We start from the raw sequence: 13540 nt of genomic DNA on the forward strand, positions 1-13540 counted from the left end.
GGTGAGCAGCCTTTTTTATTGGTTCTCTTTTGAAGACGAGTGAAACATGCCATCAGCGCGGTGTTGCACAGAATAATGCCATGTGAAGTGCCAGAAATGTCTCGAGCGTAGCGCCGCGGGAAAGCGTGCCCGCCACCTTAAAGATGTATCTAAAATAGATTCAAGATCATAAGGTTGGATATATTAGAGCATTCATAGCTAAGCGCTTATAGCAAATATTTCGCCATCGGCATGAGGATTTGACCTGTTAGAAATAGCAGTGAAAAAGATCCGTTCGATACGCTATTCATCAATGTGCCACTCGGCAATATCCACATCATGGAGGAATGGAAATGCTGATGAAGAAACTCTCTGCAATCATGCTGTTAGCCTGCTTGCCCCTGTTCAGCCAACCCGTGTTGGCCGCAGATAAGGCAGCGCCCAAGCAAACAACCACGATCGCGGTCGCCAAGGAGTCCGGCAAGCTGAATATCAATACCGCCACCCTTGCCGAACTCACCAGCCTGAAAGGGATTGGTGACAAGAAGGCACAAGCCATCGTCGACTATCGGGAAAAACAGGGAAAGTTCACCTCGGTCGATCAGCTGGCGGATGTCAATGGCATTGGCCCGGCCACGCTGGAAGCCAACCGTGACATGATCATCGTCAAATAACGTCCGAGCTCTGCATATACGAATGGGGCAGCCTGTGGCTGCCCCATTTTTCTTGGAGTATCATGGCCGCACTTTAATCCCGCTGGATAGTTTTCCATGAAAAAGACTCCTCTGACAGTTCGCAAGGCCGTGCTCCCGGTAGCCGGTCTGGGTACCCGTATGCTGCCAGCCACCAAGGCCATCCCAAAAGAGATGCTGCCGGTGGTCGACAAACCGCTGATCCAGTACGTAGTGCGTGAAGCCATCGCCGCCGGTATCAAAGAGATCGTGTTGGTCACCCACTCAAGCAAGAACTCCATCGAAAACCACTTCGACAAGAGTTTCGAACTGGAAGCGACCCTCGAGAAGCGAGTCAAGCGTCAGCTGCTGGAAGAGGTACAACAGATCTGCCCGAAAGACGTCACCATCATGCACGTCCGTCAGGGTGAGGCCAAAGGTCTGGGCCACGCTGTGCTCTGCGCCCGCCCGCTGATCGGTGACAACCCCTTCGCCGTGCTGCTGCCGGATGTACTGATTGATGAAGTGGCCAGCGACCCGAAAAAAGACAACCTGGCCGAGATGGTACACATGTTCGAAGAGAACCAGATCAGCCAGATCATGGTGGAAGCGGTTCCCGAGAGCGAAGTGGACAAGTACGGCATCGCCGACATCAAGGGCGAGGCCCTGAGCGAGGGGATGTCACTGCCGATGCAGGCCATTGTCGAGAAGCCGCCCCGTGACGAAGCCCCCTCCAATCTGGCGGTGGTGGGTCGTTACGTCCTCTCCTCCAATATCTGGCCGCTGCTGGAGAAAACCCCGGCCGGTGCCGGTGACGAGATCCAGCTGACCGATGCCATCGCCATGCTGATGGAGCAGGAACAAGTCAACGCCTACTTCATGAAGGGCAAGAGCCACGATTGCGGTAGCAAGCTCGGTTATATGAAAGCCAATGTGGAATATGGTGTTCGCCATCACGAGCTGAATGGTGAATTCATCGGCTGGCTGAAGCAGTTCGTCAAGCAGTTGTAATCGCTGATAAATCTGTTTTTTATAGACGTATTTAAGGGGCATCAAATGATGCTCCTTTTTCATTTTTGCAACAAAAAATCAATCAAGAGTAAATAAACTCTCAGCAAATCATAATGTTGTAATTTATTCACACATGCTCTATAAGGATTGAGGCGTGTTTCTCGCCCTTGCATAAAAAACTCAAAAAAATATAAGACACAGGTGGAAGTTCCAATGAATAACCCGTCAAAAGGGACCTTTTTAGGTCACCCTAAAGGGCTTTTTTTGCTCTTTAGTACCGAACTGTGGGAGAGATTCTCCTATTACGGCATGCGTGCCGTACTGGTGCTCTATCTGACCGACCTGACTGCCAACGGCGGTCTGGGCTGGAGTCAGGCAGATGCCCTCAAACTCTACGGTATCTATACCGGTCTGGTTTATATCACTCCGCTGATCGGCGGCTGGCTGGCTGACACCTTCCTGGGTCAACGTCGCGCCATCCTGATCGGTGCCGTGCTGATGGCCGCAGGTCAGTTCACCCTGGCACTGCCCCACGCTATGTTCCCGGATATGGTCAACACCATGTTCTACGCGGGCCTCGCGTTGCTGATCGTGGGTAACGGCCTGTTCAAGCCGAACATCTCCACCATGGTGGGTGACCTCTATGAAGAGGGCGATCACCGCCGTGATGGTGCTTTCACCATCTTCTACATGGGTATCAACCTGGGTTCCCTGCTGGCAGGCGTGATCTGTGGTGCTGCCGCTACAGCCTACGGCTGGCAAGCTGCCTTCGTCGGCGCTGGTATCGGTATGCTGCTCTCTCTGGTGATCCAGGCAACCATGGCCCAGCGTTTCCTTGGTGACATAGGTCGCGTCACTGCCGCCCAGCGCGCAGCCGCCCTGCGTACTACCGAGCAGAAAGCACCGCTGACCAAGCAGGAAGTGGATCGCATCAAGGTTATTCTGGTACTGGGTCTGTTCACCATCATCTTCTGGGCCGGTTTCGAGCAGGCCGGTGGTCTGATGAACCTCTACACCCAGGAGTATACCGACCGCATGATCGGCAGCTTCGAAGTGCCGACCGCCTGGTTCCAGTCCCTGAACCCCTTCTTCATTATCACCCTGGCACCGGTCGTTGCGGCCATCTGGATCAAGCTCGGCAAGAAAGAGCCGAACTCTCCGGTGAAATTCGCCATGGGTCTGCTGTTCCTGGCTATCGGCTTCCTGTTCATGGTTGGTGCCGTGCTGCAGCAAGGTGGTGACAACACCGTCAAGACCTCCATGTTCTGGCTGGTTGGCGCATACCTGTTCCACACCCTGGGCGAGCTCTGCCTCTCCCCGATTGGCCTCTCCATGGTGACCAAACTGGCTCCGCTGCGTCTGGCTTCCCTGATGATGGGTGCCTGGTTCGGCTTCGTTGCCCTGGCCAACTACGCTGCGGGCTTTATCGGCTCCTTCGTGGGTGAAGCCGGCCCGATCGCCATCTTCGGTGGCATCGCCCTGGCTGCAGTACTTAGCGCCCTGATCCTGCTGACCATGGCCAACCGCCTGGTTTACTGGATGCACGGTGCCGAAGGCCCGGCCAAAGAGCCGCAAGCTCAAGAGAAGAAACTGCACTCCGCCACCGTCTAAACGGTCAGGATTGTAAACAATAAACAGGGCGCCCATCGGCGCCCTGTTTGTTTTAGCCTGTTTATCAGGCGGCATCAGTGATGACGAACCTGCACATCCAGCGAGCCGCCGCTGTCGCTGCGAAACTGCAGGGCGAACGGTTCATGCCAGCTGCGTTTGTGCAGGGCGTAGTGGCTACTGCGCATCAGGCCAAGGGGTAGGCCGCCTGAGCGCATCAGCCAGTGGGGAGAGGTGAGCCCGGCGTTGGCAAACACCAACCCATCATGCTGATCAAACAGCAGCGCCGCCATGGCAAAAGAGTGGCGAAGCCCGGACGCCATCAACTGATGGTTGAGGTAGTCGAGCAACCGGTGCGGCTGGCTCAGCAACCGGCTCTCGTTCTGCTGAAACTGGCGATAGGGGACGTTCATCAAGGATCGCACCAGTGCCCCACAAAATGCCGCATCCGTCCCCATGATCGGCAGTTCCATCACCAGCACCAGCAGCTTGTCTTCCACCTTGAAGGTATCGGGAATAAACAGCTGCCCCCGCCCCTTGAACGTGACCTGCCAGGGGCCCCACTCCTGCAAGCCCGGTGGCTTGAGCCCCGCCAGCAGGCGGCTGGCCGCCTTGTCATGGGCACTGAAATAGTCGATGTGATCCATCAGCTCCAGCTGCTGCGCCCGGTTGGCGCTGCCGTTGAGACACTGTTCGATACTGCGCTCTACCAGCGCGTAATCCTCAAGGGGTTTGAGCAGATAGTCCCGCGCACCGGCACGCAAGGCGCTGGCGACTGCCTCCATGGTGCTCTGGGCCGAAATAACGATCACCGGGATATGGGGATAGCGCGCAGAGAGGCAGGCGATCACCTCGTGGCCATCCATATTGGGCATATTGAGATCGCAGAGCACCACATCGGGATGGTAGAGGGCCGCCGCCGATAGCCCCTCAATACCATCTTCGGCCTGAAAGACCGTTGCCCCGTCACGTGCGAGGTAACTCACTAACGAGTGGCGAAAAACGGCCTCGTCCTCCACCACCAGGATCCGTAGCCCGGCTTTTGACATCTTGATAAAGCTCTTATTAGTCAATTGGTTATTTAGGTATTAAGACTAGTTCAAAAGTCCGGTATCCGCGGAAACGATGTGTCAAAAATAGACCCAGGTCAGATTCTGAAATACAGATAGCTCTATTAACAACCACATAGCAGCGCCGTATCTCCTCGCTATGTCGCAACCCCATCCGAATTGTGCAAGTGGGCGCCATAAGGGATAATGCCCCCCACTCCAGCTCGTGAAGAAGACCATGACCCCAGCCGAATACAGCGCCCTTGCCCACCCAAGATTGTCCCATCCGGCTCGCAGTCTCTATACCCTGCAGCTGCGCCGACTGGTGCTGGAAAATCAGGCGGCAAGGCTCAACTATCCCGAGCTGGGTCGGGCGCTGGCAGTGGTCGATCCGGGAGATCCCTGCGGCTTTTCGTTTCAGGTCAATGCCCGCCAGCTCACCGAGCTGTTCGATGAACTGATGGAGGCGGGCCTGCTGCAGGTCGAGGCTCAGCCCGAGAGTGAGCACTACCATCAGTGCCCGTTCCAATTGCCACTGCTGACCCAGAAATTGCGCAGCCCGCTGCCGGAGCGCCCCTTCCAGATGCATCTGCAATGGCGTCCGGACGAAGAGCTGCCCGCCCTCGCCCGTCTGTGCGGGGTGATCGATGCCAGCTATAGCGAAGAGGATCTGGGAGAGTTTATCGCCTACTGGCTGGGGCGCCCCGAGGTGTTCGACTCCCAGCATCAATGGATGCTCAAGTTCATTCGCGCCCTCAAGACCCGCCGCTATACCCGTCGCAAACCGATGGAGGTGCAGGGCTACCAGCAGGTGACGCCGGCCCCGGCAGAGTCGGGCCCCAGCAAACGGGCCCAACAGATGATTGAAGAGGCCAAGCGACTGGCCCAACAGCAGACGCAAGAACCCGCAGCGCAGCAGGAGCCGGATAATGATTGATAGCGGCCCCCGCCTGCAGGCAGAATCAACCCCTTGTCTACCCATCCCTGATCGAGCAGAAGGAGCATTCCATGACTGACCCGCAAGATCCCCTGCGCCAGGAGCTGGAAGAGATCGAAGCCAAGCGCCAGAAGATCGCCAAGGCCAAGCAGGATCACCGTATTCACGACCCGGAATTGAGCCGCCATGTGGGTGGCCTGCTGGAGCGCATTCGTCGCCTGCAACAAGAGACCGGTGGCAGTCAGTATGACTACGAGACCCTGCGCAAGGAGTACGACGCCAAGGCCAACGCCGAGGTGCGCGAGCTGCAGAAGGCAGCCCGCCAGGAGCGGATCCAGAAGCTGATCGCCCAGGCCGACCTCAACCCTGACTGGGTATTTGACAAGATGGATGCCGGTGACCCGGCGCTGCAATATCCCATCGAGACCGCCCGTTACTTTATCAGCGGTTTCGAGCACTGGGAGAAGAGCGGTGGCGGCTGCATGCTGATCTACGGCGACTACGGCACCGGCAAGTCGACCCTCGCGGGCGCGGTAGCGCATGAGCTGATCGCCCGTCACCAGAAATCGGTGATCTTCCAGCAGTGGGCCTCCATCGTCGATCGACTCTTCTTCAACGTCATCCCCGATCAGGACGAGCGCAACCAGTACCGCCGCGCGCTGGAAGAGGTGGATCTGCTGATCATCGACGAGGTATCGGCCAACCGCGCCAAGATGGCGGAGAGTCAGTCCAGCTTCCTCGGCCACCTGCTGCGCCGCCGTCGCAACCTGTCAAAGAGCGTCATCATCATCACCAACCACACGCCCCAGAGCCTGCATCAGGCGATCGGTGATTTCAGCTATGAGGCGATCAAGGCGTTCAATCCGGTGGATATCCACCTGAGTGGCCCAAGCCGTCGCCCCAGCATCGGCAACTACAGCGGCTGATGCCTCTCAAAGAGTGCGAGTCGCTGGAGGCTCGCACTCTCTCCTCCCTGCCAGCTCACAAATAGAAACAACTCTCATTTACAGCAAGCGAACAAGCCACTAGGCTAGCCCCTTTTGCCAAGGGAGCTCAGCTATGCCAACCACACTGATTTTCGGAGCCAGCCGCGGGCTGGGCCGCGCCTTTACTCACCACGCCCTGAGCCAGGGTCACCGGGTCGTTGCGCTGGTGCGCAACCCCGAGATGGCCATGGAACTGAGTGCGCTGGGAGTTGAGGTGATCGGAGGGGATGCGCTGGATCCGGCTGCGGTGCAGCAGGCATGTGTCCGGGCAGGGCAAGATGCACAAGTCGTCTCTACCCTCGGCAGCTTCCGTCAAGCCGCGCCGGTGGACTATCAGGGCAACCGCCATGTGATCGATGCCATGGAGCAGGCCGGCCTGAAACGGCTGCTGCTGGTCACCTCCCTCGGCTGTGGCGACAGCTGGCAGTATCTGCCGGAGCGGGCCCGCGCCGCCTTCGGTCACGAGGTACGTCTCAAGAGTCTGGCGGAGAGCTGGCTGCAGACCAGCTCCCTCGCATGGACTATTCTTCGCCCGGCGGGCCTTCAGGATGGCGACGCCACCGGCCGTGCCGAGCTGAGTCAGGGCAAGGAGGTACACGGACTGGTACGCCGCGCCGATGTGGCCGCCCAAGGGCTGCGTCTGCTGGCGGATGAGACTGCTGTGGGGCAGATCTACGCCATCGGGGATCCCGAACTCCAGCGTGGCTAAAGCAGCAGTAAACCGCTTAACCCCACCACATAACAAAACGGTCAGCCCAAGGGCTGACCGTTTTCGCTTTACCGCACACGCCATCTCACGGGCGCTTGCACCATCCCGCTTAACCGGCGGTGGTTTCACTCTGCACGACTGACAGGCGAGCAACCGGCAACGACTGCTGCCGCCAGCGCAGCAACAGGCAAGCCAGCGCGCCGTAGAGCAGCGCCAGACCCCACAGCTGCCACCAGTAACGGGAAACCTGCGCGAAGTCGGCCCCCATCTGGTTGAGGCGCAGAAAACCCTCGATGGCGGGGATAGTGGGCACCCACTGAGCCAGCCAGTTGAGAGGCGCCGGGATCAGCTCGAGCGGCCAGATAAAGCCCGCTAGAAAAACCAGCGGCAGGGAGGAGAGGAGCACCACCTGAGTGGGCAGATCGCGCCGGGTAAAGATGGCGCCCAACACAATCCCGAACCAGCAGGTCGCCAGCAGGAACGGCAGGGCGAACAGCCACAACTCCAGTGGGTCAGCATGGCGGGCGATGTTGTAGTGATCGAAGCAGAAGCCGAGGAAGTAGCTCACCGGCAGCAGGAACAGCCCCGCCAGCACCAGGGTTCTGGCCAGCAGCAGCGGCAATACAGGCGCGCTTTGCCAGTAACCGTGCTCGCCGCGACAGCTGCGCTGGTTCTGGGTCGCCCCCAGGATCCCCGCCCCCATCAGCAACACCTGATGGAGGATCAGCACGAACACCGCCGGCACCACGTAGTTCACATAACCCATGGTGGGGTTGAACACCGGCACCACGTTGAGGGCCACCGCATTCCAGCCCATGGCCGCTTGTGGTAGCGCCTCGCCGTGGCTCAACAGCCGCGCCACCTTCACCTGCGCGGCGAGAGTGCCACCGGCCTGCGCCAGTCCTTCGGCAATGGTGCCGTAGACCAGAAAGTAGGAGGCATCACCGGCATAGCTCAGGGTGACGCTCTTGCCCAGCATCAGATCCCGATAGAAGTGGTTGGGGATATGCAGGATGCCGCTCGCCTCCCCGGCCATCATCAACTGACGCGCCTCGGCCAGCGAATTGGCCCGCGCCACCAGCTTTACCTGCGGCGTGGCATCGGCCATAAACTCCAGCTGACGCGACAGCTGACTGCCATCGTCGTTGACCACCACTACTGCCTCTTCCCGCGGTAGCTGATGCAGATAGGGCTGGGGATAGAGAAACGAGTAGAAGATCACCCCGCCAAACAGGGTGAGCATGATGGCGCGATCCGCCAGCAGGGTGCGCAGCTCTAGGCGCAACAGATCGACAAATCCCAGCATCACTCAGGCTCCTTTTTGGCGCTCGCCACTGCGGCTGATTGACGGGCCAGCTCGGCCTGCTGCTTGTAACGACGTACCACCAGCAGCAAGGGAAGCAGAAACAGCAGCAGCGCCCCCAGTTGCGGCAACGCCGATGCGAGGGGCAGACCGTAGTTGCTCTGACCAATCTGCAGCTCCACATAGTGAGAGACCGGCAACAGGCTGCGCCAGAAGCGGGCGAAATCCCCCATGGCGCTCACCGGAAAGGTGACCCCCATAAAGGCGAAACCGGGCGCAGTGTAAGCCCCCGCCAGCGACAGGGCGCGGGCCGGATCCCGAATGATGCCGTAGAAAAAGGCCCCCATGGTGACGCAGGCGGCCGAGGCGAGCCCCAGACCCACCACCAGCACCAGCCAGCTGCCGTGCATGGGGTAGGAGAAGCCCTTGAACAGCAGCAGCGTCCAGACAATTCCCCACCCCCAGCCAATCAGCATGTGAGGCAGCAGGGTGCGCCAGAGACCAAACCAGACACCGCGAGTAGTCCAGTCCAGCCCCAGCCGATCGGTACGGGCCAGCGCATTGAGGCCAAACAGCACCACCAGGATCTGCCACACCGCGGGCAGAATGGCGCTCAGCAGAAATTGGGCATAGCTGGAGTTGAGGTTATAGAGCGCAGTGACCTGACTGCTGATAGGCACCGACTGCCCGAGCGCGCCGGGCAGCGCCTTGCCATCGGCCATCGCCTCCAGCACTCCCACCTGACCGTTAAGGGTGCCTACCACCTGCGCCAGCGCCGAGTTGACCAGCTTGGCGATCAGGATGAACTGGCCGTTGTTGAACACAGTCACCTGCGGCTGGGTGCCCTGACGGGCATCCCGCTCCAGATGGTTGGGGATCACCACCAGCGCATAGATGTCGCCGCCGCGCAGGGCTCGGGCGCCGGCATCGATGGAGTCAAACTGTTGCGCCACCTTGAGCCCGGCCGAGCCATCCAGCGAGAAGGCGAGCTGGCGCGAGAGCACGCTGTGGTCGAGATCCACCAGCCCTACCTTGAGGTCGCGGGCCAGCCCTGCCGAGAAGATCCAGCAGAGGCTCCCCATCAGCAGCAGCGGCACCCAGCTCATCAGGGCACGGCTGAAGGGATCCTGCCACAGCAGCCGAAATTCACGTCCCATCAGAGTTCAACCAGCACACTCATACCAACCCGCAGCCCCTCAACCGGTTGCAGCGGGCGAGCCTCCACCTGGAAGCTCTTCATATCGAAACCCTGACGGGTATCGGTAGCACGCCAGGTGGCGAAATCCCCCATCACGGCCACATGGGTCACCTTGAAGCGCACGGTCTGGTCGCCAAGGCCCGGGATGCGGGCATCGAACTCGGTACCGACCGGGAAGCGGGGCAGCAGATCCTCGCGCACGTGGAACTGGGCCCAGGCATCGCTCATATCGAGCAGGGTCACCACCGGGAAGCCTTGCGGCGCCAGCTCGCCGCTGCGCAGCAACACCTGACTCACTTCACCATTGTGGGGGCTGGTGATGCGGGTGTCGGCCAGATAGGCCTCAACCTCGGCCACGGAACCCGCCGCCATCTTGGCCTTCTCGCGAGCGGCGATCTTGGTCTCTTCCCGCGCCCCTTCCAGCGCCATCTGGTACTGCTGCCACGCCATCCCTTCGCTGTAGCGTGCAGCTTGCCAGGCAGTCCAGGCCTCGTCGCGTTTTTGCAGCGGCATTACGCCGTCGCGGTGCAGACTGGCAACCCGCTCATAGGTCTTGCCACGCAGCTGGGCGGCAGCCTTGGCTTTTTGCCACTGATCCTTGGCGGCAGCGATCTGTTGGGCACGGGCCCCCTTCTCCGCCTCTTGCGCCAGCGCACCCGCTGCGGCCTCACCGGCCTTGGCCTGGCTCAGCTTGGCTTCAATCTCGGGGCTCGCCAGGGTAAAGACCAGTTGATCCTTGGTCAGCTGATCGCCCTTTTTAACCAGCACCTCGTCGATGCGGCCCGGCACCTTGGAGGAGACCGAATATTGCTGCGCTTCAATCTGCCCTTGCAGATGCACCGGCTCGGGCTGATAGGCGAGCCAGAAGCGCCAGCCGAGCCAGACCACCAGGATCACCAGCACCAGCGGCAACAACAGCGGTTTACCCTGGCTCATCTTCTTTTTGATGGGGGGATGGCTCATCACTTCACCTCGACAAACGGGCGACCCTTGGCGGTCGAAACAGAGATAGAAAAAGGCACGGACTGGAGTGCGATCATGAGTTCACCTCGATCACCTGACCGTGCTGATATTGATTGAAACTGTTCATCTGGCCGGAGAGCGCCAGCAGGCGGGCCAGCGACACTACATATTGATAGGCCGCCGCCGCGCGCTGAGTCTTCACCCCCGCCAGCTGGTTTTGGGCATCCACCACATCGAGGGAAGTCGAGAGCCCCTGCCCGAAGGCCTTGTCCCGCAGCAGCACGTTCTCCTCGGCCAGCGCCTGGGTGGAAGAGAGGGATTGATACTCCTCCAGCCCCTGCGCCGCTTCGCGCCAGGTCTTCTCTACCAGCAGCTCCAGATCCTGGCGGGTCTTGGCTTGCAGCAGATTGACCTGCAACTCGGCACTCTTGGCGGCCTGCACCGTCTCGGAGCGGCCATCACGGCTCACCAGCGGCATGCTGACACCCACCCCCACCAGCCAGTCCGGCGCAGTCTTGGAAGCGAGTGAATCATCTTCATAGAGGTTGTAGTTGCCGAACAGGAACACCTCGGGGGCATATTTGCCCTGTTCGACCCGGATCAGCCCCTTGGCCTGCTCCTTCTTGGCGCTGAGCAGCTTGAGACCGGGATGCACCTCCAGGGTCTGGCTCACCAACCCCTCAAGGCGCGGCAGCTCCTTGTTGACGAACAGGCCGCTGCCCGGCTGGGCATTTGGCAACTTCAGCATGCGGCCGAGGGCCAGCTCGGCGATCTCGAGGCTGCGGCGCGCCTTCTGGGTATCGATGCGCGCTCTGTCATAGGCCGACTGGGCGGAGAGGCGCTCCACCCTGGCGATCTGGCCCTGCGCTTCGAGCTTCTTGGCGTGATCCAGATGGTGGGCCAGCCCCTCTTCGATCTCCTGTTTGGTCTGCACCACCTGAGCAGCCAGCACCACGCCGAAATAGGTCTGGGAGAGGCTCTCGAAGGTGGATTGCTGCTTGAGCACCAGCAGCTGCTGCGCCTCGCTCACCTGCGCCTGGCGGATATCCTGCGCCGCATCGATGCGACCACCGGCAAACAACGGCCAGAGCATCTTGACCGAGCTGGTCACCACATTCTGTTTGGTCAGGGGCGTGACAAATGCGTTGCCCCCGACCCCGAACAGGCTGCCGAGCGCCAGGATCAGATCTTTCTGCTTGGCCAGCGGATTGAGATCGAGGGCATCAAGTTCAATCGGCTGATCAAGATGGGTATAGCTGGCCCCCAGATCCACCTTGGGCAGATACATATCCTTGGCCGCCTCGCGCAGCTGCTTGGCCCGATCGACCCCGGCCTGCTCGGCAGCCAGCCCTTCATCCTGTTGGATGACCCGGGTCCAGGCTTCGCCGAAACTGATGGTTTGCGCCTGCGCCGACCCCAGCACGGCCCCCAGCAGACACGGCAAGAGTGATTTAATGAACCTTGACGTCATAGACCCCCAATCCGCTTTTGTTGCATAAATGTTTGGAGCATTTGCTCGACTTAAGCTCGCTATCATAACGCAAAGCGGGCCTGCAAGTGGACTGACAATTATGCAGGCGTCCGACCCGAATGGTACAGCGATCAGTCTCCGGCAATCTGGCCGTTTTTCAATAACTCCAGAATTTGCAAGCCTTGGCGCGACGTTTTTTTCAGAAAAAAATGGCTGACGCTCAAATACTAACCTTTTCTCCTGCCTAAAAAATGCGTAATATACGCCGCCCTAAGCCGATGGTAACCGTGGAATGCAGATAGGTCCCCACACGCTTGAAACTCCCTTGATTGTGGCTCCCATGGCCGGTGTAACTGACCGACCATTCCGTGAACTTTGTTTGCGATTGGGGGCTGGCATGGCCGTTTCCGAGATGCTGCTGGCCAACCCGGATGTCTGGGATACCCAGAAAACCCGGATGAGGATGGATCACTCTGCAGAAGGCGGATTGCGATCGGTCCAGATTGCCGGAGCCGACCCCGAGATGATGGCGTTTGCTGCCCGCTACAACGTGGAGCAGGGCGCACAGATCGTCGACATCAACATGGGATGTCCGGCAAAAAAAGTGAATAAGAAGTTGGCAGGTTCTGCCCTGCTGCGTGCCCCCGATCAGGTCAAAGCAATTTGCCGGGCCGTGGTGGATGCAGTGGAGGTGCCTGTCACCTTGAAGATCCGCACAGGATGGGATCCGGATAACCGCAATGGCGTGGAGATCGCCCGAATCGCCGAAGATTGCGGTATCGCGGCCCTTGCCGTGCATGGTCGTACCCGTGCCTGCCTCTACAAGGGCGAAGCGGAGTACGACACGATCAGGGCGATTAAGCAGGCCGTATCGATTCCTGTTGTCGCCAATGGTGACATCAACAGCCCGGAGAAAGCCCGGTATGTCCTCGACTATACCGGCGTTGACGCCGTGATGATCGGCCGAGCTGCGCAAGGACGACCCTGGATTTTCCGGGAAATCCGTCATTTTCTTGAGACGGGCACCAAGCTGCCGCCTCCCGAGAGGGAAGAGGTTCGCACCCTGATGAACGAGCATGTAACCAACCTGCACCGGTTTTATGGTGCATATCTGGGAGCGCGCATAGCCCGTAAACACGTGGGCTGGTATCTGGATGAAGAAGAGACGGGCCGAGAATTCCGTAAGCACTTCAATGCCCTGGATTGCGCAGACGCGCAACTTGAGGCACTCGAAGCGTATTTCGATGGATTAGGTTAACAAGATAACTAAAGAGCCGACCGAATATGTTCGAACAAACCCTGACTTCTGATGCATTGGTAACAACTACTCACAATCACGCTGCCGAGCCGACCCAGCGCCCCCTGCGTGACTCTGTGCAACAGGCCCTGCGTAACTACCTGGCCCAGTTGAACGGTCAGGAAGTGATTGATCTGTACGATATGGTTCTCTCCGAAGTCGAAGCGCCGATGCTGGACGTGATCATGCAGTACACCCGTGGTAACCAGACTCGCGCTGCCGTGATGATGGGTATCAACCGTGGCACCCTGCGCAAGAAGCTCAAGCGTTACGGCATGAACTGATTGCTGGCCGCGAGCCGCGACGGCGGTTCAAGGCAGATGCGAAAGGCGCCAGGTAGCAATACCTGGCGCCTTTC

13 protein-coding genes are annotated in these 13540 nt (G+C 59.4%); 8 read left to right on the plus strand and 5 right to left on the minus strand.

The genetic code is table 11. The features are described 5' to 3' along the window. The first annotated feature begins 332 nt into the window (after positions 1 to 332). From AB5Y85_RS10210 to AB5Y85_RS10220, 3 genes are all read left to right on the plus strand, one after another. Positions 333 to 653, plus strand: coding sequence for a ComEA family DNA-binding protein (locus AB5Y85_RS10210; RefSeq protein ID WP_368221358.1), 321 nt, complete (start codon positions 333 to 335; stop codon positions 651 to 653). 96 nt (positions 654 to 749) lie between these two features. Further along, entirely contained in the window at positions 750 to 1661 is a 912-nt protein-coding gene (gene galU, locus AB5Y85_RS10215; protein ID WP_005339121.1) for a UTP--glucose-1-phosphate uridylyltransferase GalU, read from the plus strand. 213 nt (positions 1662 to 1874) lie between these two features. Then, a complete protein-coding gene (locus AB5Y85_RS10220; RefSeq protein WP_047436211.1) occupies positions 1875 to 3272 on the plus strand; it encodes a peptide MFS transporter in 1398 nt (465 codons plus the stop codon). 74 nt (positions 3273 to 3346) lie between these two features. Here the strand turns inward: AB5Y85_RS10220 and AB5Y85_RS10225 are convergent, their stop codons facing one another. After that, positions 3347 to 4318, minus strand: a complete 972-nt coding sequence (locus AB5Y85_RS10225) for a response regulator (RefSeq protein WP_368221359.1) — start codon at positions 4316 to 4318, stop codon at positions 3347 to 3349. A gap of 238 nt (positions 4319 to 4556) precedes the next feature. On the opposite strand from AB5Y85_RS10225, the gene AB5Y85_RS10230 reads away from it, so the two are divergent. From AB5Y85_RS10230 to AB5Y85_RS10240, 3 genes are all read left to right on the plus strand, one after another. Next, positions 4557 to 5255 (plus strand): DnaT-like ssDNA-binding domain-containing protein, encoded by a 699-nt coding sequence (locus AB5Y85_RS10230; protein ID WP_005349201.1) that lies wholly within the window; start codon positions 4557 to 4559, stop codon positions 5253 to 5255. Between the two features lie 71 nt (positions 5256 to 5326). Then, positions 5327 to 6181, plus strand: coding sequence for a DnaA/Hda family protein (locus AB5Y85_RS10235; protein ID WP_368221360.1), 855 nt, complete (start codon positions 5327 to 5329; stop codon positions 6179 to 6181). Between the two features lie 133 nt (positions 6182 to 6314). Then, the gene (locus AB5Y85_RS10240; RefSeq protein WP_368221361.1) at positions 6315 to 6950 is read left to right on the plus strand and encodes an NAD(P)-dependent oxidoreductase; all 636 of its coding nucleotides are present in this window, start codon (positions 6315 to 6317) and stop codon (positions 6948 to 6950) included. Positions 6951 to 7059: 109 nt separating this feature from the next. On the opposite strand, the gene AB5Y85_RS10245 is transcribed toward AB5Y85_RS10240, so the two are convergent. From AB5Y85_RS10245 to AB5Y85_RS10260, 4 genes are all read right to left on the minus strand, one after another. Beyond that, positions 7060 to 8256 (minus strand): ABC transporter permease, encoded by a 1197-nt coding sequence (locus AB5Y85_RS10245; protein WP_257687169.1) that lies wholly within the window; start codon positions 8254 to 8256, stop codon positions 7060 to 7062. Then, complete coding sequence (locus tag AB5Y85_RS10250; RefSeq protein ID WP_257687168.1) at positions 8256 to 9410, minus strand: ABC transporter permease; 1155 nt, start codon at positions 9408 to 9410, stop codon at positions 8256 to 8258. The genes AB5Y85_RS10245 and AB5Y85_RS10250 overlap by 1 nt, the downstream gene beginning before the upstream one ends. Next, a complete protein-coding gene (locus AB5Y85_RS10255; protein ID WP_236293683.1) occupies positions 9410 to 10414 on the minus strand; it encodes an HlyD family secretion protein in 1005 nt (334 codons plus the stop codon). The genes AB5Y85_RS10250 and AB5Y85_RS10255 overlap by 1 nt, the downstream gene beginning before the upstream one ends. A 73-nt stretch (positions 10415 to 10487) precedes the next feature. Beyond that, positions 10488 to 11885 (minus strand): TolC family protein, encoded by a 1398-nt coding sequence (locus AB5Y85_RS10260; RefSeq protein ID WP_257687167.1) that lies wholly within the window; start codon positions 11883 to 11885, stop codon positions 10488 to 10490. Between the two features lie 292 nt (positions 11886 to 12177). On the opposite strand from AB5Y85_RS10260, the gene dusB reads away from it, so the two are divergent. Both dusB and fis read left to right on the plus strand, forming a co-directional pair. Next, positions 12178 to 13143 (plus strand): tRNA dihydrouridine synthase DusB, encoded by a 966-nt coding sequence (dusB, locus tag AB5Y85_RS10265; RefSeq protein ID WP_019445016.1) that lies wholly within the window; start codon positions 12178 to 12180, stop codon positions 13141 to 13143. Positions 13144 to 13169: 26 nt separating this feature from the next. Next, on the plus strand, positions 13170 to 13466 hold the full coding sequence (fis, locus tag AB5Y85_RS10270; protein WP_005309538.1) for a DNA-binding transcriptional regulator Fis: 297 nt from the start codon (positions 13170 to 13172) through the stop codon (positions 13464 to 13466). Positions 13467 to 13540 lie beyond the last annotated feature (74 nt).

The sequence above is a fragment of the Aeromonas sp. R3-1 genome (assembly GCF_040908345.1).
In the GTDB taxonomy this organism is placed as follows: Bacteria; Pseudomonadota; Gammaproteobacteria; order Enterobacterales; family Aeromonadaceae; genus Aeromonas; species Aeromonas veronii.

Excerpts from the sequence above, each read along its gene's own strand:
- AB5Y85_RS10210 (WP_368221358.1), top strand. The coding sequence starts at position 333 with ATGCTGATGAAGAAACTCTCTGCAATCATGCTGTTAGCCTGCTTGCCC.
- galU (WP_005339121.1), top strand. The coding sequence starts at position 750 with ATGAAAAAGACTCCTCTGACAGTTCGCAAGGCCGTGCTCCCGGTAGCC.
- AB5Y85_RS10220 (WP_047436211.1), top strand. The coding sequence starts at position 1,875 with ATGAATAACCCGTCAAAAGGGACCTTTTTAGGTCACCCTAAAGGGCTT.
- AB5Y85_RS10225 (WP_368221359.1), bottom strand. The coding sequence starts at position 4,318 with ATGTCAAAAGCCGGGCTACGGATCCTGGTGGTGGAGGACGAGGCCGTT.
- AB5Y85_RS10230 (WP_005349201.1), top strand. The coding sequence starts at position 4,557 with ATGACCCCAGCCGAATACAGCGCCCTTGCCCACCCAAGATTGTCCCAT.
- AB5Y85_RS10235 (WP_368221360.1), top strand. The coding sequence starts at position 5,327 with ATGACTGACCCGCAAGATCCCCTGCGCCAGGAGCTGGAAGAGATCGAA.
- AB5Y85_RS10240 (WP_368221361.1), top strand. The coding sequence starts at position 6,315 with ATGCCAACCACACTGATTTTCGGAGCCAGCCGCGGGCTGGGCCGCGCC.
- AB5Y85_RS10245 (WP_257687169.1), bottom strand. The coding sequence starts at position 8,256 with ATGCTGGGATTTGTCGATCTGTTGCGCCTAGAGCTGCGCACCCTGCTG.
- AB5Y85_RS10250 (WP_257687168.1), bottom strand. The coding sequence starts at position 9,410 with ATGGGACGTGAATTTCGGCTGCTGTGGCAGGATCCCTTCAGCCGTGCC.
- AB5Y85_RS10255 (WP_236293683.1), bottom strand. The coding sequence starts at position 10,414 with ATGAGCCATCCCCCCATCAAAAAGAAGATGAGCCAGGGTAAACCGCTG.
- AB5Y85_RS10260 (WP_257687167.1), bottom strand. The coding sequence starts at position 11,885 with ATGACGTCAAGGTTCATTAAATCACTCTTGCCGTGTCTGCTGGGGGCC.
- dusB (WP_019445016.1), top strand. The coding sequence starts at position 12,178 with ATGCAGATAGGTCCCCACACGCTTGAAACTCCCTTGATTGTGGCTCCC.
- fis (WP_005309538.1), top strand. The coding sequence starts at position 13,170 with ATGTTCGAACAAACCCTGACTTCTGATGCATTGGTAACAACTACTCAC.